The sequence below is a fragment of the Actinoplanes xinjiangensis genome (genome assembly GCF_003148685.1).
Lineage (GTDB): Bacteria > Actinomycetota > Actinomycetes > Mycobacteriales > Micromonosporaceae > Actinoplanes > Actinoplanes xinjiangensis.
In genome coordinates this window covers 116,043-138,038 of the sequence record NZ_QGGR01000013.1, presented here as the reverse complement: position 1 = coordinate 138,038, position 21,996 = coordinate 116,043, and the positions used below count along the sequence as shown (strand labels likewise).

General features: G+C 71.0%; 20 protein-coding genes. 14 read left to right on the top strand and 6 right to left on the bottom strand.

Going from position 1 to position 21,996, the window contains the following annotated elements:
- The first annotated feature begins 31 nt into the window (after nucleotides 1-31).
- Together BC793_RS27455 and BC793_RS27450 are read left to right on the top strand one after the other, a co-directional pair.
- Complete coding sequence (locus BC793_RS27455; RefSeq protein WP_109597209.1) at nucleotides 32-832, top strand: alpha/beta fold hydrolase; 801 nt, start codon at nucleotides 32-34, stop codon at nucleotides 830-832.
- 39 nt (nucleotides 833-871) lie between these two features.
- A complete protein-coding gene (locus tag BC793_RS27450; protein ID WP_373871258.1) occupies nucleotides 872-1,666 on the top strand; it encodes an SGNH/GDSL hydrolase family protein in 795 nt (264 codons plus the stop codon).
- 84 nt (nucleotides 1,667-1,750) lie between these two features.
- Here BC793_RS27450 and BC793_RS27445 read toward each other — a convergent pair whose 3' ends face one another.
- A complete protein-coding gene (locus tag BC793_RS27445) occupies nucleotides 1,751-2,173 on the bottom strand; it encodes a response regulator (protein ID WP_109597208.1) in 423 nt (140 codons plus the stop codon).
- 187 nt (nucleotides 2,174-2,360) lie between these two features.
- On the opposite strand from BC793_RS27445, the gene BC793_RS27440 reads away from it, so the two are divergent.
- The 3 genes from BC793_RS27440 to BC793_RS27430 are packed head-to-tail and all read left to right on the top strand — an operon-like array spanning nucleotide 2,361 to nucleotide 4,008.
- Complete coding sequence (locus tag BC793_RS27440; protein ID WP_109597655.1) at nucleotides 2,361-3,020, top strand: type 1 glutamine amidotransferase domain-containing protein; 660 nt, start codon at nucleotides 2,361-2,363, stop codon at nucleotides 3,018-3,020.
- Entirely contained in the window at nucleotides 3,017-3,646 is a 630-nt protein-coding gene (locus BC793_RS27435) for a TetR/AcrR family transcriptional regulator (protein ID WP_109597207.1), read from the top strand. The genes BC793_RS27440 and BC793_RS27435 overlap by 4 nt, the downstream gene beginning before the upstream one ends.
- Nucleotides 3,643-4,008, top strand: a complete 366-nt coding sequence (locus BC793_RS27430; protein WP_109597206.1) for a TfoX/Sxy family protein — start codon at nucleotides 3,643-3,645, stop codon at nucleotides 4,006-4,008. Before BC793_RS27435 ends, BC793_RS27430 begins: the two co-directional genes overlap by 4 nt.
- On the opposite strand, the gene BC793_RS27425 is transcribed toward BC793_RS27430, so the two are convergent.
- The 3 genes from BC793_RS27425 to BC793_RS27415 form a co-directional block, all read right to left on the bottom strand.
- Nucleotides 3,986-4,990 (bottom strand): ATP-binding protein, encoded by a 1,005-nt coding sequence (locus BC793_RS27425; RefSeq protein WP_158319388.1) that lies wholly within the window; start codon nucleotides 4,988-4,990, stop codon nucleotides 3,986-3,988. The two genes, BC793_RS27430 and BC793_RS27425, sit on opposite strands and share 23 nt — an antisense overlap.
- 223 nt (nucleotides 4,991-5,213) lie before the next feature.
- Nucleotides 5,214-6,461: a PP2C family protein-serine/threonine phosphatase gene (locus tag BC793_RS27420; RefSeq protein ID WP_109597204.1), complete on the bottom strand. Its 1,248-nt coding sequence runs from the start codon at nucleotides 6,459-6,461 to the stop codon at nucleotides 5,214-5,216.
- A gap of 85 nt (nucleotides 6,462-6,546) precedes the next feature.
- Nucleotides 6,547-6,951: an ATP-binding protein gene (locus BC793_RS27415; RefSeq protein WP_158319387.1), complete on the bottom strand. Its 405-nt coding sequence runs from the start codon at nucleotides 6,949-6,951 to the stop codon at nucleotides 6,547-6,549.
- A 300-nt stretch (nucleotides 6,952-7,251) separates the two neighbouring features.
- Between BC793_RS27415 and BC793_RS27410 the strand changes: the two genes are divergently transcribed.
- The 8 genes from BC793_RS27410 to BC793_RS49770 all read left to right on the top strand — a co-directional run bounded on the left by BC793_RS27410 (nucleotide 7,252) and on the right by BC793_RS49770 (nucleotide 17,979).
- Nucleotides 7,252-11,745 carry a HAMP domain-containing protein gene (locus tag BC793_RS27410; RefSeq protein WP_109597648.1) on the top strand — a complete coding sequence of 1,498 codons (4,494 nt, stop codon included), beginning with the start codon at nucleotides 7,252-7,254 and terminating at the stop codon, nucleotides 11,743-11,745.
- A gap of 24 nt (nucleotides 11,746-11,769) precedes the next feature.
- The gene (locus tag BC793_RS27405; RefSeq protein WP_109597202.1) at nucleotides 11,770-13,983 is read left to right on the top strand and encodes a SpoIIE family protein phosphatase; all 2,214 of its coding nucleotides are present in this window, start codon (nucleotides 11,770-11,772) and stop codon (nucleotides 13,981-13,983) included.
- Nucleotides 13,984-14,065: 82 nt separating this feature from the next.
- Complete coding sequence (locus BC793_RS27400) at nucleotides 14,066-14,419, top strand: STAS domain-containing protein (protein WP_109597201.1); 354 nt, start codon at nucleotides 14,066-14,068, stop codon at nucleotides 14,417-14,419.
- Nucleotides 14,416-14,820: an ATP-binding protein gene (locus tag BC793_RS27395; protein WP_109597200.1), complete on the top strand. Its 405-nt coding sequence runs from the start codon at nucleotides 14,416-14,418 to the stop codon at nucleotides 14,818-14,820. Before BC793_RS27400 ends, BC793_RS27395 begins: the two co-directional genes overlap by 4 nt.
- Before the next feature lie 50 nt (nucleotides 14,821-14,870).
- The gene (locus BC793_RS27390) at nucleotides 14,871-15,869 is read left to right on the top strand and encodes a PaaX family transcriptional regulator (protein ID WP_239170359.1); all 999 of its coding nucleotides are present in this window, start codon (nucleotides 14,871-14,873) and stop codon (nucleotides 15,867-15,869) included.
- Between the two features lie 284 nt (nucleotides 15,870-16,153).
- Nucleotides 16,154-17,434 carry an extracellular catalytic domain type 1 short-chain-length polyhydroxyalkanoate depolymerase gene (locus tag BC793_RS27385; RefSeq protein WP_109597198.1) on the top strand — a complete coding sequence of 427 codons (1,281 nt, stop codon included), beginning with the start codon at nucleotides 16,154-16,156 and terminating at the stop codon, nucleotides 17,432-17,434.
- An 88-nt stretch (nucleotides 17,435-17,522) separates the two neighbouring features.
- Complete coding sequence (locus tag BC793_RS27380) at nucleotides 17,523-17,738, top strand: DUF2795 domain-containing protein (protein WP_109597197.1); 216 nt, start codon at nucleotides 17,523-17,525, stop codon at nucleotides 17,736-17,738.
- A 70-nt stretch (nucleotides 17,739-17,808) separates the two neighbouring features.
- The gene (locus tag BC793_RS49770) at nucleotides 17,809-17,979 is read left to right on the top strand and encodes a hypothetical protein (RefSeq protein ID WP_158319386.1); all 171 of its coding nucleotides are present in this window, start codon (nucleotides 17,809-17,811) and stop codon (nucleotides 17,977-17,979) included.
- Between the two features lie 188 nt (nucleotides 17,980-18,167).
- Here BC793_RS49770 and BC793_RS27375 read toward each other — a convergent pair whose 3' ends face one another.
- Entirely contained in the window at nucleotides 18,168-19,844 is a 1,677-nt protein-coding gene (locus BC793_RS27375) for a phosphodiester glycosidase family protein (RefSeq protein ID WP_109597196.1), read from the bottom strand.
- Between the two features lie 170 nt (nucleotides 19,845-20,014).
- On the opposite strand from BC793_RS27375, the gene BC793_RS27370 reads away from it, so the two are divergent.
- Complete coding sequence (locus BC793_RS27370) at nucleotides 20,015-20,566, top strand: hypothetical protein (RefSeq protein ID WP_109597195.1); 552 nt, start codon at nucleotides 20,015-20,017, stop codon at nucleotides 20,564-20,566.
- A 17-nt stretch (nucleotides 20,567-20,583) separates the two neighbouring features.
- On the opposite strand, the gene BC793_RS27365 is transcribed toward BC793_RS27370, so the two are convergent.
- Nucleotides 20,584-21,837, bottom strand: coding sequence for a PP2C family protein-serine/threonine phosphatase (locus BC793_RS27365; protein ID WP_239170358.1), 1,254 nt, complete (start codon nucleotides 21,835-21,837; stop codon nucleotides 20,584-20,586).
- Nucleotides 21,838-21,996 lie beyond the last annotated feature (159 nt).

Below are 21,996 nucleotides of genomic sequence, written 5' to 3'. Positions count from 1 at the left end.
CCCACCGTCGAACCTGATCGGAATCAGTCCCATGCGCATCCGCCTGTCCACAGTGGTGGCCGCCGCCGCCGCACTCGTTCTCACCGGCACCGCCTCGGCCTCGGGTGCCGCCGCCGGCCCGCACACCGCGACCAGACCGACCATCGTGCTGGTGCACGGCGCCTTCGCCGACTCCGCGAGCTGGTCCGGCGTCATCGAGCGGCTCCGGCACCGCGGGTATCCGGTCGTCGCCGCCGCCAACCCGCTGCGGGGACTCGGCTCCGACGCCGCCTATGTGCGCACCGTCATCAACTCCGTGCAGGGCCCGATCGTGCTCGCCGGCCATTCCTACGGGGGCGCGGTGATGACCAACGCCGCCGCCGGCGACCCGGACGTCACCGCGCTCGTCTACATCGCGGCCTTCGCCCCCGACAAGGGTGAGAGCGCACTCGAGCTGTCCGGCCGGTTCCCCGGCAGCACCCTCGGCGACACTCTCGCCGCGGTGCCGCTCGGTGACGGCACCAGCGACCTCTCCATCCGGCAGGACCTGTTCCGGCAGCAGTTCGCCGCCGACGTACCCCGGCAGCAGGCGTCGTTGATGGCCGTCACGCAACGGCCGATCCGCGACGCGGCGCTCAGTGAGGGGTCCGGGGAGCCGGCATGGAAGCGGATCCCCTCCTGGTTCCTCGTCGCCGGTGCCGACCGCAACATCCCGGTCGCGGCTCAGCGCTGGATGGCCGATCGCGCCGGCTCCCGGGCGACGATCGAGATCAGCCGGGCATCGCACGCCGTCGGTGTGTCGAACCCGCGCCCCGTCGCCGACCTGATCGTCCGCGCCGCGACGGCACGGTGAGGTGAGACCTCGAACCGACAGCGGTCCAGGCCACCGCCGGTGACCGGGCTCCTCGGTGCGGTGCTCGGCACGGTGGTGGCCGTGGCGGCCGGCACGGTCGCGGTCATCGTCGGGCAGGCGCGTCGCGTACAGCGCATCGTCCCCGTCGCGATGCAACCGCCGCCGCGGGCCGAGGGCCTGATCGGCCCGCGGCTTCCCGGCCCGCCGCTGACCATGACGATTCTCGGCGACTCCTTCGCCGCCGGTTATGGAGCCACCAGACCGCGGGAGACGGTGGGCGTCCTGCTGGCCACCGCCCTCTCCCGCGGTGCCGGCCGGCCGGTCCGGCTGCACCGGCCGGCCTTCGTCGGCGCGATGTCATCGGATCTGCCACACCAGGTGCACACCGCGCTGCGGCAGGGGCCGGATGTCGCCGTCATCTTCGTCGGCGGCAACGACGTCACCCGGTTCGCGCCGCTCAGTGCGGCGGCACGGCATCTCGGCGACGCGGTCGGGCAGCTGCGGGCCGGTGGGTGCCACGTCGTCGTCGGTACCTGCCCCGACCTCAAGGTCCTGCCACCGTTGCGGCCACCGCTGCGCTGGCTGGCCGCTCTGCGCAGCCGGCGGCTGGCAGCCGCGCAGACGGTCGCGGTCGAGGCCGCCGGCGGCCATCCGGTCCCCCTGGCCGAACTGCTCAACCCCTTCTTCGAGGCCGATCCGGTACGCATGTTCGGTGCCGACCGCTTCCACCCCTCCCCCGAGGGGTACGCCCGAGCGGCCGCCGTCAGCCTGCCACCGCTACTGGCCGTACTGCGTGCCGAAGGTGTCATCCCACGACCCGGCAGGCGGCGGTAACCGCGTGACCCTGTCGGCGGGAGACCGGCGATCGCCGAACGGCGGCCCACCGCACCAGCCGGGCCGCCGTTCGCGGCATCGGGATCACGGGCCGGTGCCGGCGTTCCCGCCGCAGACGCACGGTTGCTGCCCCGGCGCATGACCGGAGGCCAGGGCTTCGCGGAGGCATCCCAGCAGCTCGGCCGGCCGGAACGGCTTCGGCAGCAGGGCGGTGGCCTCCACCTGCCGCGGCCGTTGATCGCCCGGCATGAGACTGCCGCTCACCAGGATGACCGGAAGGCACGCGCGTTTCTCGTTCGCCCGGATGCGCTGACACAACTCCAGCCCCGACATCTGCGGCATGTCGATGTCGGTCACGACGGCTTCGACACCGGGCCGCGTCAGAACCTCCTGCAACGCCGTCTCACCGTTGTCGGCGGCGATCACGGTATGGCCGTCGCGCGACAGCAGGCGCAACAGAACATCACGGATGTCACCGTCGTCCTCAGCCACCACCAGCAGCGCCACGAAGATCTCCTCGCCGACAGGCCCTCGCCGAGCCGATGGCCAGGGCGTCACCTGCTGTTCGACAACCCCGCCGAACCACTTAGCAACCGGAGCCCGACAGCCGCACACGTCACACCTGCCCGCCGGGGCCAGAGGCTAGTCAACAACAGAATTTGTGCCCACTAAAGTTTTTGTGCATACTGTGGCCATGACACGATCGGTTCTCATGGTCCTCACTTCGCACGACACTTTCGGTACGACCGGCCGGCCCACCGGTTTCTGGCTGGAGGAACTGGTGGTCCCGCTGGAGGCCTTCCGGGATGCCGGGCTGGCCGTCGACCTCGCCTCGGTGCGCGGCGGGCGGCCGCCGGTCGACCCGGCCAGCACGGGCGACGCCGCCCTCGACCCCGCTCTCGACGCCGACCTCACCCGCACCGTGCCGCTGGCATCCGTCGATCCGGCCGGCTACGACGCGGTGTTCCTGGTCGGCGGACACGGAACCATGTGGGACTTCCCCGACGACGGGTCCCTTTCCGGGATCGTCGGCACGATCGGCCGTACCGGTGTCGTGGCGGCCGTCTGCCACGGCGTGGCCGGGCTGCTCGGTGCGACCACCCCGACCGGGGACCCGCTCGTGGCGGGACGGACCGTGACCGGGTTCAGCGACGCCGAGGAGCTGCTGGCCGGCGCGACCGCCGCGCTGCCCTTCTCGCTGGAACGGCGGCTCAAGGATCTCGGCGCCGTGGTGGAGATCGGCGCGCCGTTCACCTCGACGGTGCGCCGCGACGGCCTCCTGATCACCGGCCAGAACCCGGCCTCGTCAGCCGGCGTCGCCGCCGCAGTCGTCGACGCTCTGGCGCTGCCGTGACCACCCCCGCCGACCGGTTCGCGGCGCTGCCGCTGCGGGAGCGCAAACGGGCCCGCCTGCGGGTGGCGCTGTGGCAGGCCCTGCGCGAACGTGTCGAACACACGGCGTTCGCCGACATCCCGGTGCGGGAACTCGCGGCGGCAGCCGAGGTGTCCGAGCCGACGTTCTTCGCGCATTTCGGTTCCAAGACCGACCTGCTCGCCTACCACATCTGCATGTGGCGCATCGGCACCGTCCTCGCCGCCGACGGGGCGCCGGACGGTGTCGACTTCATCCGGCGGTTCTTCGACGAGACGGCCCGGTCCATCATCGCCGGGCCCCGCATGTGGTTCGAGATCACCGCAGAGGTGGCTCGTGGTGGCGGCGTCTGCGCGGTGCTGGACATCAGCGCCGCCGAGCGGCTGCTCGTCTTCGACGACCCGCGTGCCCTCGACGTCACTCTGACCCCGCAGGCCGAGCTGTTCCGCCGCCATCTGGCACCGTCTCCCGAGCCCGGGGCGGCGGTGACCGGTCTGCTCGCCGGCTTCTACGGCGTACCGCTCGCCCTGGGCGCCGACCGGCTCGACGATCTGCGCGACGCGTACCGCACACTCGTCGACCGGTACACCACGGCAGCCGTCACATGACCGGCTCCCGCGCCCTGGCCGACCACGTCCTCGACCTCCTCGGGCCCCGCTCGGACGTCGGGCTCGCCCCCTTCTTCGGCGGCTGGTCGCTACGGCACCGGGGCAGACAGGTCGGCATCGTCATGGACACCGTCTACGCCAGGGTCGACCTCGCGCACCGCGACACCTGGTACGACAACGGGTCGGTCCCGTTCCGGTACACCACCCGTGGCCGCACGGTCACCGTCGAGGCCTACTGGAGCGTCCCGGCCGGCGCACTCGACGACCCGGACCGGCTCCGTGACCTGTTCTGCGGAACAGATCACGACTCCCCGACGGTGCCGGACCGCCCGCCCGGAGTCACGACAGCTCGGCCATCATGATCTGGCGGGGAAAGTGCAACCGGACCGACGTCCGCCCCGGTTGCGACGACACCGTGACCACGTCGGCCAACTGCCGGGCCAGCCACAGGCCCCGGCCGCCCGCCGCCGGCGCCACCGGATCAGGCCGGCGGTAACCCGCATCAGCGGGAATGAGGCACGCACCGCCGTCGTCGCACTGCACGACGAGGGTGCCGCCCTGGCGCCAGGCCCGGACCCGGACCGGTGGGCCGCCGTGACGCAATCCGTTGGTGGCCACCTCGATCACCGCCAGCACGAGGTCCGCCAGCGCCTCCCCGCTGAAGCGATGAGCGGCCGCCCACTCCCCCACCGTCGACCGCAGCCCGCTGAGCCCGCCACTGCCGTCGAAGGTGATGTCGTGATCGACGTGTGCCGGAGGCGGCCGCATCGGCACGTCATGCCGTTCGGCGAGGTAATGCTCCGGCGCGCGGTAATGGGGGGACGGGACACGGCCGGTCGGGGTGACCAGGTGGGAGTGCGTGGCGCGGACGCCGTCGATGACGGGGCCCGGGTGCTCCCGGCCGTCCCAGATGCAGGTGACCGCCGAGGCGCCCGGCGCATACGTCTGATTGCACATCGCCTCGAACGCCAGGTAGGCCGCGGCCCGCTCAGCCCGGAGACCGGAGTCCACGCCGCTGACCAGATCGGGTTCGGCGATCACGTGTACCCGGCGGCCGGCTCGATGCTCGTCGGCCAGATAGCGGCGGAACCCCTCGTAGGCGAAGCCGAGCCGCTGGTAGAAAGCGTTCGGTGCGCGCCAGCGGACCCGGGCGGGAAGATCCTCGAGCCGGCCGGTCAGCACGTCCCGGGTGTGTTCCCCGACGACCACCAGAACCTCGTCGTAGAGCTTCGCCGACCGGACCAGCTCGGTCGCCAGGACGTCCAGGTCACGATCGGCCTCGAGGACCAGCGCGGCGTGCACGAACGGCGTCGCCGGACGCCCGGTCGCCTGGGCGGTGGTCATCGCCGGACCGTGGCCACTGCTAGCGGGACGCGAATGGTCATGGTCAGCTCCTTTCCGAACGCTTCCGGACGAGGTGATCAAGTGTGCCCCGCCGCCGCCGTCGTCGCACCTCGGCAGCATGCGGGCACCGGGCGGTTACAGCAGTACCGATACCCCGGGGTCCGGCGAATACACCGATCCCGCGGCCGGGCCCGCCCCGGCTGCACCCGTGGAACGCCACTGCTCAGCCGAGCGGCTCGAAGGGCGCCCGGTTGGCGGACTCCGGCAGTTCGGTGTCGGAGTGGTCCGGCGCCGGGCTGATCCACCGGGCGAGCAGCACGGTGGCGTCGTCCTGCAGGCAGTCGTCCTGATGGTCCAGGATCGCGTGGACCAGCCGGCGGCTGGTCTCCGGCAACGGCAGCTGGTCGGCGATGGCCTTGACCGTGAAGTCGACGAGCCGGTCGATACCGAACGGCTCGCCGTCGGTGGAACGGGCTTCGGTGATGCCGTCGGTGTAGAGCAGGACGTGGTCGCCGGGCTCCAGCGCCTCCTCGATGACGACCGGCGGCCGGTGGTGTCCGAGGGTGACCGGCAGGGCGGTCGGCGTGGGCAGGATCTTGACCGCTTTGCCGCGGCGGATGACCACACCACCGGGGTGCCCGGCGGAGATGACACGCAGGACTCCGGTGCGCTGGTCCAGTTCGGCGAGCACCGCGGTGATCAGGCCACGCCGATCATGGTCCTGGACGGCCCGGTCGATGTGGTGGTAGGTACCGATCAGGTCGAGGGCGGCACGGCGGGCGTTGCGGTAGGCCGCCAGTGCCAGCGAGGCCAGCACGACCGCCCGCATGCCGCCCGCGGAGCCGTGACCGACGGCGTCGAACAGCGCCAGGTGGGCGATGTCGCCGTTGATGGCGTAGTCGAACGCGTCACCGCCGACGTCGTAACACGGCTCCAGCACCCCGCTGATCATCAGATGGCCGGTGGAGAACGTCAACGGCGGCAACTGGGCGCGCAGCATCTCGGCGGCCAGCCGCATCGGCTCCCGGCGGCGCAGCCGCTCGATGGTGTCGCTGTAGAGGTCACGGGTCACCACCAACTCGGCCAGCAGGGCCGCCACCGTCGCGCAGTCCTCCACGACCGGCTCGTCGGCCGGGCCGGCCAGGACGACCTCGAGGATGCCGAGGCGTTCGGCGCCGTTGATCAGAGGAACCCACAGCCGGACAGCACCGGTCCCGGAGTCACTGACGCACGCGGCGACCGTGCTGAAGGCCCTGCCCGCCAGGGTCCCGTCGATCATGAACGGCTCGCGGGGCGGGGCGTCGCCGGCCAGGAGCGGCAGGAGCTCACGTTGCCGGTGATCCACCAGGTAGATGATCATGGCGGTCGCGCCGACGAGCGGGGCGGCCCGCATCGCCATCTGCGGAAGGTCGTCCGGCCGTGCATGGTGCGACTGCCGCAGCAGCCGGCCCAGTGCCTCGATCCCACTCACTGACGTCCTCCTCGACACGGTTCCGGAGGCAGTGTGGCAGACAGTGACCGGGACCGCCGCCGCGGCCGAGCAGGCGACGGGCGGCCTACGCCGACGAGGCTCCCGCCAGTGCCGACGTGGGCATCACGGCCCACACCGTCTTGCCGTCGTCACGGTGGCGGGTACCCCACCGCAGCGCCATGGCGTCGATCAGCAGGAGCCCGCGGCCACCGGCGTGACGCGGATCCGGGTGACGGAGCCGCGGCGGCGTCACCGCCGTGTCGGCGACCTCGATCAGGAGACCGTCAGCGGTGGCGGACAGCGTCATCGTCCCGTCGCCGCCGGTGTGTTGAACGACGTTCTGCACCAGCTCGCTCACCGCGATCAACACGTCGTCGGCCCACACGTCGTCAGCGGCGGCCCCGAATCGTTCACCGAGCACCGCATGCACGGTGCGGCGTAACGGCGATGCCGGATCGTCACGCCCGAAGATCACCTGCAAAAGGATCACCGCCGTTTCCCCCCGCCGAATGTCAGCCGTCTGTATAGACGGTAACGAGCGGCCGCACCATCGGTGAGCGCTGATCAGGTGCGGGAGGGTTGCGCGTCACCTCCCCCACCCGGTAGAGCGACAAGGCACTCGCCGGTAGGGCCGCCCGCGCCGTCGCGGTCACCCACACGCGAAGGTGGCCGTACGTATGTGCGATTCGGGAACGGTGCGTGCATAATGACCGCCGGTCACCGCCGCCCTGCTGGGGGCGGACGTGGTGGAGGCGCGACGACTGGTGGAGAGACTGTGGGCGACGATCTGATGGTGCAGTCACACCCGGGCGGGCCCGCGGTGGCCGACCGTGACCTGCGGCAGTTGCTGGCCGGGTTGACCGCCGTACGGGACGGCGATTTCGGCACCCGGCTTCCCGACGACGGCGAGGGCCTGCTGGGCGAGATCGCGACCGTCTTCAACGGCATGGTCGATCAGTTGTCGCTGTTCACCTCCGAGGTGACCCGAGTGGCCCGCGAGGTCGGCACCGAGGGCCAGCTCGGCGGTCAGGCGGAGGTCCCCGGCGTCTCCGGCACGTGGAAGGACCTCACCGATTCGGTGAACGCGATGGCCGGCAACCTGACCGACCAGGTCCGCGACATCGCCCAGGTGGCCACGGCGGTGGCCCGCGGCGACCTGTCCCAGAAGATCACCGTCGACGTACGCGGGGAGATCCTGGAGCTCAAGAACACCATCAACACGATGGTCGACGAGCTCTCGTCGTTCGCCGACGAGGTGACCCGGGTGGCCCGCGAGGTCGGCAGCGAAGGCCGCCTCGGTGGGCAGGCCGAGGTGCCCGGTGTCGCCGGCACCTGGCGGGACCTGACCGACTCGGTGAACTTCATGGCCGGCAACCTGACCAACCAGGTCCGCAACATCGCCCAGGTCACCACGGCGGTGGCCCGCGGCGACCTGTCCCAGAAGATCACCGTCGACGCCCGCGGCGAGATCCTCGAGCTGAAATCGACGATCAACACGATGGTGGACCAGCTGTCGTCGTTCGCCGACGAGGTGACCCGGGTGGCCCGCGAGGTGGGCACCGACGGCCGCCTCGGCGGGCAGGCGCAGGTCAGCGGGGTCGCCGGCACCTGGCGGGACCTGACCGACTCGGTGAACTCGATGGCCGGCAACCTGACCGACCAGGTCCGCAGCATCGCGCAGGTGGCCACCGCGGTGGCCCGCGGCGACCTGTCCCAGAAGATCACCGTCACCGCGCGCGGGGAGATCCTGGAGCTCAAGAACACCATCAACACGATGGTGGACCAGCTGTCCAGCTTCGCCGACGAGGTGACCCGGGTGGCCCGCGAGGTCGGCACCGAGGGACGGCTCGGCGGCCAGGCGGACGTCAAGGGCGTCTCGGGTACGTGGAAGGACCTCACCGAGTCGGTGAACGTGATGGGCGACAACCTCACCGCCCAGGTGCGCAGCATCGCCGAGGTGACCACCGCGGTGGCCCGCGGCGACCTGACGCAGAAGATCCGGGTCGACGCCCGCGGCGAGATCCTCGAGCTGAAGGAGACCATCAACACGATGGTCGACCAGCTGTCCGCGTTCGCCGACGAGGTGACCCGGGTGGCCCGCGAAGTGGGCACCGAGGGACGGCTCGGCGGCCAGGCCCGGGTGCTCAACGTGGGCGGCACCTGGAAGGACCTGACCGACAACGTCAACGTGATGGCCTCCAACCTGACCAACCAGGTGCGTTCCATCGCCTCGGTGGCCACCGGCGTGGCGCAGGGTGACCTGAGCAAGAAGATCACCGTCGAGACCAAGGGCGAGGTCGCCGTCCTGGCCCAGACCATCAACACCATGGTGGACACGCTGAGCGCGTTCGCCGACGAGGTCACCCGGGTGGCCCGCGAGGTCGGCACCGAGGGACGGCTCGGCGGCCAGGCCCGGGTGCCCAACGTCGCCGGAACGTGGAAGGACCTCACCGACAACGTCAACTCGATGGCGAACAACCTGACCGGTCAGGTCCGCAACATCGCCCAGGTCACCACCGCGGTGGCGCAGGGCGACCTGACCAAGAAGATCGACGTCGACGCGCGCGGCGAGATCCTGGAACTCAAGACCACCATCAACACCATGGTCGACCAGCTCTCCAGCTTCGCCGCCGAGGTCACCCGGGTCGCCCGGGAGGTCGGCAGCGAGGGCCGCCTGGGCGGCCAGGCCGAGGTCGAGGGCGTCTCCGGTACGTGGAAGCGGCTCACCGAGAACGTCAACGAACTCGCCGGCAACCTCACCCGGCAGGTACGGGCGATCGCCGAGGTGACCAGCGCGGTCGCCACCGGTGACCTGACCCGGTCGATCACCGTGGACGCGTCCGGTGAGGTCGCCGAGCTCAAGGACAACATCAACTTCATGGTGGAGTCGCTGCGCGAGACCACCCGGGCCAACCAGGAACAGGACTGGCTCAAGACCAATCTGGCCCGGATCTCCTCCCTGATGCAGGGCCACCGCGACCTCGAGGTGGTCGCCTCCCTGGTGATGAACGAGCTGGTTCCGCTAGTCGATGCGCAGCTGGGTACCTTCCTGCTGGTCGACGACACCGGTGCGGGCGCGGACCTGCGGGTCGTCGGCAGTTACGGGCACACCGGTGCCGGCCGGCGCTACGCCCTCGGTGAGTCGCTCGTCGGCCAGGCCGCGGTGGCGAAGCGGCGCATCGTCGTCAACGAGGTGCCGGCGGAGTTCTTCACCGTCTCCTCCAGCCTCGGCTCGGCCAGTGCCATGCAGGTCGTGGTGCTGCCCATCCTGGTCGAGGACCAGGCGCTCGGCGTCATCGAACTGGCCGGGATGTCCCCGTTCACCCAGGTGCACCACGACTTCCTGGACCAGTTGATGGAGACCATCGGTGTCAACGTGAACACGATGGTCGCCAACGCGCGTACCGATGTGCTGCTCACCGAGTCGCAGCGGCTCGCCGCCGAACTGCAGGCGCGGTCCGAGGAGTTGCAGGCCCGTTCGGAGGAGCTGCAGCGCTCGAACGCCGAACTGGAGGACAAGGCGTCCCTGCTGGCCCGGCAGAACCGTGACATCGAGACGAAGAACTCCGAGATCGAGCAGGCCCGTCAGGAGCTGGAGGCACGCGCCCAGCAGTTGGCACTGGCGTCGAAGTACAAGTCCGAGTTCCTCGCCAACATGAGCCACGAGCTGCGTACGCCGCTGAACTCCCTGCTCATCCTGGCGCAGCTGCTCGCGCAGAACCCGAACCGGAACCTGACCGCCAAGCAGGTCGAGTACGCCACGGTCATCCACTCGGCGGGCACCGACCTGCTCCAGCTGATCAACGACATCCTGGACCTGTCGAAGGTCGAGGCCGGCAAGATGGACATCGCCCCGGAGGCGTTCGAGCTGCGTAACCTGCTCGACTACGTCGAGGCGACGTTCCGGCCGCTGACGACCTCCCGTGGCCTGGACTTCCAGGTGACCACTGCCGCCGACGTGCCGGCCGGGTTGTTCACCGACGAGCAGCGACTGCGGCAGGTTCTGCGCAACCTGCTCTCCAACGCGGTCAAGTTCACCGAACACGGCGGGGTCCGGCTGCGTATCGATCGCGCCCGTCCCGAGGAGCTGTCCCCGGTGCTGGCCGAGTACGACACGGTCATCGCGTTCCGGGTGACCGACACCGGCATTGGCATCGCCGAGCAGCAGCTCACCGCGATCTTCGACGCCTTCCAGCAGGCCGACGGCACCACCAGCCGCCGCTACGGCGGTACCGGTCTCGGGCTGTCCATCAGCCGCGAGATCGCCTGGCTGCTCGGCGGCGAGATCAGCGCCCGCAGCACGCTCGGACAGGGCAGCACCTTCACCCTGTTCATGCCGGTGCAACGAGCCACCGTGCCGGTCGGCGTAGAGGTACCGACGGCGCTCGTGTCGCCACCGCCGATGCCGTCGCCCTCGGACGGGCCGGCCGCGCCGCGCCGCCTGCTGGTCGTGGAGAACCAGGCCGAGGGCCTGCTGACGTTGATCTCGCGGGGCGCCGCAGCGGCGGTGTCCGAAACGCACGGACTGATCGACGTGGTGACCGCTGTCGACCCGGACGTGGCCATCGACGAGCTGCGCACCCAGCCGTTCCACGCCGTGGTGCTGGACCTGGCCATGCCCGCCGACAACGGCTCGGCCTTCCTCAAGGCGCTGCACGACGAGGCCGACCTGCGGGAACTGCCGGTGCTGGTGTTCCGCGGCCAGAACGCGCCGCTGGTCAACGACACCCTGTTGCAGGTGCTGGCCCAGACCCGGCCGCTGGAGTCGCTGGCGAGCCTGGACGAGCTGCGCGAGCGCATCACCCTGCACCTGTCGACCGATGCCGGCCGCCCGGTCCTGCCGCCGCCGATGCACGTCGACACGATCGCCGGCGTCTCCGGCATCGCGCAGAACCTGGCCGGGCGCAAGGTTCTGGTGGTCGACGACGACGCCCGTAACGTCTTCGCCCTGACCAACATCCTCGAACTGCACGGCATGGAGGTCGTCTACGCCGAGAACGGCCGCAAGGGCATCGACGTCCTCGCCCGGCATGACGACATCGACCTGATCCTGATGGACGTCATGATGCCGGAGATGGACGGCTACGCCGCCACCGCCGCCATCCGCGCGATGCCCAAGTACGCCGACCTGCCGATCATCGCCGTCACCGCCAAAGCCATGCACGGCGACCGGGAGAAGAGCATCTCGTCGGGTGCCAGTGACTACGTCACCAAGCCCGTCGACGCCGAGGATCTGCTCACCTGCATCGAGCGCTGGTTGACGACAGGCGGTAACGCCCGATGACGACGCGTTGGTAGCGTCCGCCTGGTGACCCGGTCAGCCGATACGACAGGCACGTCCGAGCCCGCCCCGCCCCCGGCGGTGGCGGGCCGTGCCTCGTTGTGGCACGTGCTGACCGTGGTGGTGGTCGCCTACAGCGCCGGCGCCTCCCTCGCGTTCGTGGGATTCGGAGCACCGGCGATCGTGGTGCTGTTCCTCCCGGCCGGTGTCACCCTGTCGGCCCTGGTCCTGAACCCGCGCCGGCGGTGGCCCTGGATCCTGGCTGCGATAGCCGTCACCGAGATCGTCGTGGACGTGTCACAGGGCATGTCCGTCCGGTCGGCGTCGGGCTTCGCACTCGCCAACACGGCAGAACCGCTGGTGGGAGCACTGCTGCTGCGGAGGAACGTGCCCGGCCCGGTGGACCTGCGGCGCCGCCGTGACCTGTTGGCGTTCCTCGGCTGTTGTGTCGTCGCCGCGCCGATCGTCGGTGGTGCCATCGGTGCCACGACCCTCGTCGCGAGTGTCCCCGTGCCGTGGCCGCAGGCGTTCGTCTCGTTCTGGGCCGGCGACGCGACAGGCGTACTCACCGTCGCCGGTTGTGTGTTGGCCTGGCGGTACAGCCCCGGCCGGTCAGGCCCGCTCGGGTGGGTCCTGAGTGTCGGGTCGGCGGTCGCGGCGACGGTGATCGGCTTCTGGCCGCAGGGCATGCCGCTGTTCTATCTGCCCATCCCGGTGCTGTTCGCGCTGGCGTTCAGCCGGCCTCTCGTCGCGACGCTCACCGCCGGCCTGGCGACCACGGTGACGGCCAACCTGATGACCAGCACCGGGCACGGCCCGTGGGCGGCTCTGGACACCTCGGAACAGCTGATCACCATGACGCTCCAGCTGTTTCTGGCCACCACCATCCTCGGCGCCTGGGCTCTCGCCGTCGGGGTGGCCGAACGTGATCGCGCCCGCTCGGACACCTCGGTGGAACGGGCCGCACGGTTGCGCCTGCACGCCCTGCAGGTCCTCACCACGGATCTGGCGAAGGCCGCGACCTCGGAGGAGATCGCCCAGGCCATCGTGCGCGAGGGTATCGGGCTGATCGCCGACCACGGCAGTGTCGCGCTCGCCGCAGCCGGCAGCACCGAGCTCGTCCTGTGGACCACCGACGGCCGCCCCGCGGACATGACGGACCGGTATCGGGGGATTCCGGCCGGTGCCGCGACACCGCACAGCGACGTCATGCGTACCGGACGACCGGTGATCCATCAGACGCGTACCGAGGCGGTGGCCGCCTATCCGCATCTGGAGGACGTCTATCGCACGCTCGGCGTCAACAGCGGCATGTGCGTACCGATCGACGGTGATGCCGGTGCTCTGGGTTCGCTGGCTTTCAGCTTCCACCGTGAGCACGGCGCCGATGCCGGCGTCATCGCCTTCGCCGTGGCTCTGGCGACTCTCAGCGGGCAGGCGCTGCGCCGCGCGCAGATGTACGAGCGGGAGCGGGACGCCACGCGGGAACTGCAGCAGGCGTTGTTGCCGACACTCGCCAGCGGCCTGCCCGGCATCCAGGTCTGTGCCGACTATCGGCCGGCCGACGTGGCGCATCAGGTGGGTGGTGACTGGTACGACGTGTTCGCCGTCCCGGCCGGGCGGGTCGGTTTCGCCGTCGGTGACGTCGTCGGGCATCAACTCGCGGCGGCGGCGGCGATGGCGCGCCTGCAGTCGGCGTTGCGGATCCTGGCCCAGACGGCGCCCGGGCCGGCCGGAGCCCTTGATGCTCTCGACCGGGCGAGCACCCTCATTCCCGACGCGGGCACGGCCACCGTCGGATACGCCGACTACGATCCGGCCACCCGGCTGCTGCGGTACGCCTGCGCCGGGCACCTGCCGCCCCTGCTGGTCACCGGAACCGGCGCCGAGTACCTGTGGGGCGGCCGATCGCTGCCGCTCGGAGTCGGCAGGGCGGCGCGCGGTCAGGGCGAGCTGGTCATGCCGCACGACGCCATCCTGGTCTGGTACACCGACGGTCTCGTCGAACGGGCTGACGAGCACATCGCGGAGAACATGCAGCGGCTCGCCGATGCCGCCGGCCACCTCACCGCGCCGGACGCGGCGACGCTGTGCCGTCATCTCCTCGACCGGATGGCCGGCGCCGAAGCACGCGCCGACGACACCGCCATCCTGTGCATCCAGTTCGCCGGCCCGGCCGACGCACAGCCGTACTCCTGGCGTGGAGATGCCCCGGCGGTCGACAGGCCGGCGGCCCGCTGAGGAAGTTGACACCTGTAGCGGGCAACGATCATGCTGGTGGAGCTTTTCCGCTGTCCACTCCGAGAAGGCGCCGCAGACGGTCATGTCCCACTTCGAGGCGCGCAAGATCCACGGCGCCGACAGAGTCCGCGTGGCCCTGACCGGCGAGTGCGACCTCCGCAGCCGCGACGAGATGACGGCGACCCTGCTGGAGGCGGTCCGGGCCAGCGAGATGGTCATCGTCGATCTGGCGGGGGTCCGGTTCCTCGACTCCAGCGGCCTGCATGCGCTCGTCACCGCGCACCACGCCGCCCTGGAGCGGGCAGGCAGCCTCTACGTCGTCAACACCACCGGAACCGTGGCGACCGTCCTGGAGATCACCGGCGTGCTGGAGCTGCTGCGGGACCCCACGCAAGCGGTGGACGGCGCAGCGGCTGGGCCGGACCAGCCGGCATGACCGAGCCCGATACGGATGCCCCCGTGGCGGCGGTGATGGCCTACAGCACAGCCGATCACCTACCGGCCGTCCGTGCCTTCGCGCAACGGCAGGCCGAACAGCTCGGACTGACCCCGGAACGCACCATGTCGCTGGTCATCGCCGTCAGTGAGCTGGTGACCAATACCTTGCAGCACACCAGCGGCGGCGGCCTGGTCCGGATCTGGGCCGAGAACGATCAGTTCGCCTGCGATGTCGTCGACGGCGGGCCCCTGCGGTCCTTCGGCGGCCCGATGCCCGCCGCCGACGCCGACCGCGGCCGTGGCCTGGCGATCGTCGAGCGCCTTTGTGACCAGGTCAGCACCGTCGCGGGCGCTGAGGGCACCGTCGTCAGACTGCGCTTCGCACTCGCGGCGGGATGACCTCGGCGCCTCCCCCGACGGCGCCCACCCATCGACTACAGTGCGTATCCGTGGCCGTGCCCCTGCCCGCCGGGAGCGTTCCGGCTGTCGATCCCTTCGACATCGAGGAGATCTTCCCCGACGTCGAGACCGGATCGGTGCTGCCCCGCAGGCAGTCCGGCAGTTCTCCGCAGGGCCTGGCGGTCACCCTGGTGGCCGACTACACGCTGAGCACCCGGGCCTGGTTGCCGTCGGCGGCGATCGTGGCGTTGCTCGGGGAGTCCGGTGTGAGCAGCGCCGGCGCCCGCACGGCGGTGAGCCGGCTGGCCCGGCGCGGGGTCCTGGAAGGCTGTCGGCACGGGCGGCACAGCTCCTACCGGCTGACCCCGGCCGCCGCGACCACGCTGTCGGTCGGCGGGGCCCGCATCGCGGCGTTCGCGGCGCCGGCCGACTCGTGGGACGGCGCCTGGACGCTGGTGGCCTTCTCACTGCCCAAGGATCAGGGCACACGCCGGCGGGCGTTGCGGGGGCAGCTGCGCTGGCTGGGATATGCGCCGTTGTACGACGGGCTGTGGGTGTCCCCGCACGCGCCGGGACCGAGGGTGGAAGCCGAGCTGGCAGCCGTCAGCCTCGGCGCGATGACCGTGTTCCGGGCACACCATGTCGACGTGCGGGCGGCTGCCGGCCGCGATCCCATCGCCGCCTGGGACGTCGCCGCCGTCGCCCGGCAGTACGGGGCCTTCGTGCGCAACTGGGAGCCGTTGCTGCCCCGGATCCGGTCCGGGAAGGTGACCGGTGCCGAGGCGGTCCGGGCCCGTACCGAGGTGATGGACACCTACCGGCGCTTCCCCGTGCTCGATCCGCTGCTGCCCATCCGGCTGTTACCTCCGGGATGGCCGCGGGAACGCGGCCGCGAGGTGTTCGTCGCCGTGTACGACGGGTTGGCCGAGCCGGCTCAGGAACACGTCCGGGCGGTCGTCGCCCGGTGTGCCGGTGACTCACCGCCGGGGATCCGGGCCCACACCGTCACGGAGCTGAGTGCCTGCTCCGACACGGCCGCACGATCCTGACAGACCGCTCCCGGGGCCGGCATCCACACGTCCTCGCCACGTTGCGCGTCTTGTCCGAAACAGCACCGCAGCCACCGGCGAACCCGCCTGGTGGCATCCAGGTCTGTCGATTGACACTTACCTGCCCCAGCGGGAAACTACGTGGCATGCGAGGGTCTCGCCGGTCCCGTTCTCGCACGACCGACCCCCCGGGCCGACATCCCCCAGTCCCCAGGGCGCGGCACGTTCGCACGAGGACATCGGCGCGAATCGGCTGTCGCCCAGCACCCAAGGGAGTTCGACAGATGAGATTCCGACGTCTGTTACTGCTCGCGGCGGCCGCCTCGTTGGCCACGGCCGGTCTTGTCGTCCCGTCGTTGCGGCCCGCATATGCCGCCACCCTCGTCGAGGTCACCGGTTTCGGCGCCAACCCCGGCGGTATGCGCATGCACGTCTACGTCCCGGACAACCGCCCGGCCGCCCCGGCCGTCGTCGTGGCCATGCACGGCTGCGGCGGCTCCGGGCCGGGCTTCTACCAGCAGAGCGAGTTCGCCCGCCTCGCCGATCAGTACGGGTTCCTCGTGATCTACCCGAGCGCACAGCAGGACGCCGGGTTCGGTAAGTGCTTCGACACCTGGTCGGACGCCGCCAAGCGGCACGGCGGCGGCAGCGACCCCGTCTCCATCGTCTCGATGGTGACCTACGCCCAGCGGCAGTACGGCGGCGACCCGAACCGGGTCTACGCCACCGGCAGCTCCTCCGGCGGCATGATGACCCAGCACATGCTCGCCGTCTACCCCGACGTCTTCAAGGCGGGCGCCTCCTTCATGGGAGTGCCCTTCGACTGCTTCGCCAACGCCGCCGACTATCCGCCCGGCAGCAGCCGGTGCACCGGCGGCACCATGAACCGGACACCGCAGCAGTGGGGCGACGCCGTCCGCCGGGCGTACCCCGGACACACCGGCCCCCGCCCGCGCGTCCAACTGTGGCACGGCACGAACGACACCCTCGTGCCGTACTCGTTGCTGCAGGAATCCATCGAGCAGTGGACCGACGTCTTCGGGCTCGGCCAGACCCCGACGAGCACCGACACCCCACAGCCGGGCTGGAACCGCCGCCGCTACGCCGACACCTCCGGCACCGTCCAGGTCGAGGCGTACAGCGTCCAGGGCGCCGGGCACAGCCTGCCGTCCAGCGGCATGGCCGCGTACGCCGTCGCCTTCTTCGGCCTGACCACCGGCGGCCCGAGCACCAGCCCTTCGTCCGCCGCTACCTGCCGGGTCACCAGCACCGTCAGCGCCTGGAACACCGGCCTCACCACGAGCGTCACCATCACCAACACCGGCACCACCACCCTCAACGGCTGGACCCTGGCCTTCACCCTGCCCGGCGGGCAGGCCATCACCTCCGGATGGAACGCCACCTACTCCCCCACCTCCGGACGGGTGACGGCGAGGAACGTCGCCCACAACGCCACCATCGCCGCCGGCGCCGCGGTCGGCATCGGCTTCCAGGCCGCCCATACCGGCGACACCGCCCGGCCCACGTCCGTCACCCTCAACGGGATGCCCTGCTCGACCGCCTGATCACCACCCCGCGCCGGACCGGGGAGCGGTACGCGACCACAGCCGCCGAGGCCGGAATGGTTCCCCGGTCCAGGGGTATGCGGCCGGCATGAGAACAGACACCTTCGCCGAAGTGCAGGAACTGCTGGAGGATCTCGACTTCCCGGCGGACAAGGACGACATCGTGCGGCATGCCACCGGCCGGGGTGCCCCGGCGGATTCGCCAGCGGTCCGGGCTCTGCGCGGCATGCCGCTGGCGACCTACCGGAACATCTCGGAGATCCGTAGTTCGGTGGACCTCAGGCCGGACGAGACGCCGGACTAGGGCACAGCGGCACCACCCGGCCGGTACCGGCCGCAACGACGAACGTCATCCGCAGCGAATCGGAGGAACCATGTCCAAGAGTGTCGATCAGGAACAGCAGCAGGCGGCGATCCGGGAGGCGAAGCGCCACGGCATGAGCGCCAGCGAGGCGGGCGTCAGCCAGGGCGCCTCCAAGCAGCGCGAACACCACACCAAGCAGGAGCGGCAGCACGAGGAGACGCCCCGCGGCGGCAAGTCCTGAGCGCGGCGGCATTCCACGGTCGTTCCCGCCGGCGGCCCGGCTCGACCGGCGCTCCAGGTCGTTCCCGCCGTCGGCCCGGTTCGACCGGCGCTCCAGGTCGTTCCCGCCACCGGCCTGGTTCGGCCGGCATTCCGGAGAAGGGCCCGGCCGCCTGAGCGCGCCGGGCCCTCTTCACCTCGCCGGTCGCGTCACTTCCGGGTCAGCACGATCGCGTTGCCGACCCGGCGTTCGATGGCCGCCTCGTCACCCCAGTCGTCGGTGGGCCGGTTGTAGAGGGTGTCGTTGATGGTCAGCGTGCTGTCCCCGCCGACGCCCAGCATCATCGCGTCGACCGCGCCCAGCCACCGCATCACCGCGGCGGACTCGGGAATGGTCGCACCGATGCTCACTCCCGGCCGTCGCCCGTCGACCACCACCAGCAGGATCTGGCCGGCGGCCGTGAGCCCGACCAGCGTTCGCGGGTGCCGGTCGGTGAAGTAGACCGGGCTCTGGTAACCCTCGCTGGTCCGCCAGCCGTTCGCGCCCCCGTTGATCCACACCTCGCCGTTGCGGACCAGTGCCGGCCCGCCGGTGATCGCGGTGAAGTTCGGGCCGCTGACCCGCTGCCCCTGCGGGTCGAGAATCTGGGTGCCGGGCTGGAACCGCCCGCCGATGACGGTGTGGGCCCGCAGCCAGTCCGCGCCGGCGCCGATGCCCTGCAGCACCCGCGTGCCGGCCGGGATGGGACCGCCGGCCGGGCTGCGCAGCTGCCTGGCCACCCAGTTGCCGTCGACGACCACGTCGACGCTGCCGGCCGGGCCGGCGGGCGTCGTCGACCCCCATTCGGGACGGAACACCACGACCTCGTCCGGGTCGGTGCACGCCTCGAACCGCCATGCCCCGTCGCCGGGCGTGCCGTCCGGCCGTAGGTCCCCGCCGACCCCGCCGCAGTTGAGGATCTTCCCCGGCTTACGGTGGATGCCGTCGATCTGCCACTGCGCGCCGTCGGCGGCCGTGACCGTGGTGGTCGTGGTCAGCTCGGTGATCCGCGGTGCGCCGGCCGCCCCGTCGAGCAACAGGGCGGTGCGCCCGTTCACCGCCTCACTGAGCAGGTTGTTGTTCTGCACATAGACGCCGAGCGGGTCCCCGTCGAAGCCGTTGAAATCCTTGTTGTGCACACTCTTGATGTCGAATTCGCTGCCGTTAATCGCGGCGAAGGCACCGGCGTGGCGGGCGATGGCCCGTACCGTGTCCGCGTTGCTCAGGTCGGGTCCGTGCGCGCCGCCGACGGTCACCGCCGCATCCGGCTCCACGACGATGACGCGTACCTCCCACGGTCCGGTGCTCTCCTCCTGCCGGAACGCCTGGTGCTGGACGGCGCCGCTGATGAACTCGCCGTTCACCGCGATCCGGGTGAGCGCCGCCAGTTCGGCCTCCGCCGACGCCCGGTCGGGGAACGTCTCCGCGAGATGCAGACCGTGGAAGGTGGTGACGTCGGCCGGCGCCCGGTAGCCGAGGTCCGCCGGCAGGGGCGGGTCATAGGTGGCCACGGTGGTCTCGATGCCGAGCGATCGCAGCGCCGCCTGGTGGTTCGACGCCACCTGGGAATTGCGGGTCAGCATTCCGAGGTTCTGCGGCAGGTTGAGGGCGACGCTCCACCGCGACGAGGCGTTCCCCTGGGTGTACTTGCGGTAGGTCACTCCGGGAACAGGCGTCTGCACCGCCCCGATTCTGGTGACCAGGCCGCCCGAACCCAGCGGCATGCTGCCGGCCGGATCCTGGAACGGCACGGAGACGGCGGCGGCCGCCGGGCGCGGCGCGACCAGAGTAGGGCCGGCGACCGCGACGGTCACCGCGAAGATCGAGCTGAGATGGCGAAAGCCCACAATGCTCCCCCGTAGACAAAGGTGGACGGAAACAGCCGCCGGCGGGCCCGCGCCGCGCCGGCGAAGTCATCGCAACCTACACAGATGCCGGTCCATGCGATGACCGAGGGCGTGTGGCCAGTCCTCACGGTCCGGGCCGTTCCCGGGCGTGGCCACCGTATGGTCCTCGGGTGGCGTACGACATTCTGGGCGAGAGTCTGCGGTTGATCCTCGACGGGCCTCCGGACGGTCCGGTGCGGCTGAGCCGGCGCCGGCGCTTCGCCGCGGTGGCGGTCGATGTCAGCGAGGACGTCGCGTGCACCCGGTTCGTCCGCCGGGGGGTCGGCTGTTTCTGGGACGACACCCACCATCTGGCTCGTGACGGTGACGGCTGGAAGCTCCTGGGTGGCGGCAGCGGCAGTACCGGCGGACCGTGGTCGACAGACGAATTCGAACAGGCCAGATACCGGCTGCCGGCCGGATGTGTCACGGCGCCGGGCCACGGCGCGACCACGCGCGACAGCGACCGGCTGCTGCCCTGGGGCGCCCGCTGGGTCAGCTCCGCGAGCCTACTGGCCGGCCCTGAGGTGGCCACGATCGTGGTCGACGGTCGTCGCGAACTGACCGTGCCCGAACATGGTCATCTCGTCGTCGTGTGGGGCTCGCGCAAGCCTCCACGAGTCGTCGCCCGCGACATCGGCGGACGCGAACTCACCGACGTCGTCCTGCCGAAGGGCCGCTGACCACGGCACCGACGTACTCAGGTCGCGGTGGCCCGGTGGGGGTCGGCGCCCGCGGTGGTGGAACGGGTGTCGCCGTGGCCGCCGTGCCAGTCGAGGACCAGCAGACAGGCGTCATCGGGCAGGGTGGGACCGGCGACGTCCAGGACGAGGTCCCCGAGCACCCGGACGACCTCGCGCGGATGCAGCCGGACCAGATCCGGTAGTCGCGCGGGCAGGTCGAGGGCGGCGGCACCCCGTTCCAGCATGCCGTCGGTGAGCAGCACCAGGCGGTCGCCGGGCTCCAGCGCCAGCCGGGCCAGCCGGAAGGGCCTGTGGGGCAGCACCCCGAAGGGCCGGTTGGCCGGCAATGCCACGGGCTGTACGACCCCGGCGCGCACCAGTAGTGGGGCGGGGTGCCCGGCGTTCAGGATGTCGAGGATTCCGGTCGTCAGGTCGAGGCGGCCGAGCAGTCCGGTGGCGAACAGCGAATCGGACTGGGGGTTGTCCAGGATCGCCTGGTTCGCGGCCAGCGCCTGCTCCAGCAGGTCGGCACCACGACGGCGGGCGTTGCGCAGCCCGCTGACGCACAGAGTCGCGGTGAGCGCGCTGTCGACGCCGTGGCCCACCGCGTCGGTGATACTCAGGTGCAACAGGTCACGGGCCACGCTGTAGTCGAACGTGTCGCCACCGATGCTGGCCGCCGGCTCCAGCCATGCCGACAGGGTGAACGAGTCGGCCTCACAGGTGAACGAACTCGGCAACAGCCGCCGCTGGATCTCCGCCGCGAGGTTGAACGGCGTCGTCCGCTGGCCCCATTCGAACAGGTCGGTGTGCCGGCGATTGGCGATCACCACGAAGGCCAGGGTGTGTGCGGCCCGCGACACCCGTTGTACGGCGGCGTCGTTCGGCAGGGCCGGCAGCGCCATCTCCAGCAGCCCGATGGCCTCCCCTCGCTGGGTGACCGGAGCCCGCACCACGAACCGGTCACCGATCTGCTCGACCAGCACCCGCTGCGCGCGCAGCGCCTGCTCCTGCGGGCCGCCGTCGAACGGCATCACCAGAGCGACGTCCTGATCCTGCCGTCGGCCGGCGGGCACCTCACCGATCGTGTTGTGGACCAGCCGGACCAGGGCGCGACCGCTCATGTCCGCCACCAGAAACGACACCCAGAGGGCGCCCAGGTGCACGCCGATGGTGCGGGTCACCGCCCGGACCGCGTCGACCGGCGCCGCCTTCTCGACAGCGAGCAGCACATCATCAAGATCCATACCGCTCATCGCGCTCTCGGTCACGCGACGCAGCATAGGCGTGGCAGGGCACCGGCACCGACGGCACGGCATCCGCCGGGCCCGGCGCGGCCCCCTGTCCGGTAGGTTCGGCCGTCTCGGCATCATCCCCGCGGGGCCGCTGGCACAATGGGCGCCTCGACACCGACGCCGGAAAGGACCCGA

Excerpts from the sequence above, each read along its gene's own strand:
- BC793_RS27455 (WP_109597209.1), top strand. The coding sequence starts at position 32 with ATGCGCATCCGCCTGTCCACAGTGGTGGCCGCCGCCGCCGCACTCGTT.
- BC793_RS27440 (WP_109597655.1), top strand. The coding sequence starts at position 2,361 with ATGACACGATCGGTTCTCATGGTCCTCACTTCGCACGACACTTTCGGT.
- BC793_RS27430 (WP_109597206.1), top strand. The coding sequence starts at position 3,643 with ATGACCGGCTCCCGCGCCCTGGCCGACCACGTCCTCGACCTCCTCGGG.
- BC793_RS27425 (WP_158319388.1), bottom strand. The coding sequence starts at position 4,990 with ATGACCACCGCCCAGGCGACCGGGCGTCCGGCGACGCCGTTCGTGCAC.
- BC793_RS27410 (WP_109597648.1), top strand. The coding sequence starts at position 7,252 with ATGGTGCAGTCACACCCGGGCGGGCCCGCGGTGGCCGACCGTGACCTG.
- BC793_RS27400 (WP_109597201.1), top strand. The coding sequence starts at position 14,066 with ATGTCCCACTTCGAGGCGCGCAAGATCCACGGCGCCGACAGAGTCCGC.
- BC793_RS27395 (WP_109597200.1), top strand. The coding sequence starts at position 14,416 with ATGACCGAGCCCGATACGGATGCCCCCGTGGCGGCGGTGATGGCCTAC.
- BC793_RS27385 (WP_109597198.1), top strand. The coding sequence starts at position 16,154 with ATGAGATTCCGACGTCTGTTACTGCTCGCGGCGGCCGCCTCGTTGGCC.
- BC793_RS27380 (WP_109597197.1), top strand. The coding sequence starts at position 17,523 with ATGAGAACAGACACCTTCGCCGAAGTGCAGGAACTGCTGGAGGATCTC.
- BC793_RS49770 (WP_158319386.1), top strand. The coding sequence starts at position 17,809 with ATGTCCAAGAGTGTCGATCAGGAACAGCAGCAGGCGGCGATCCGGGAG.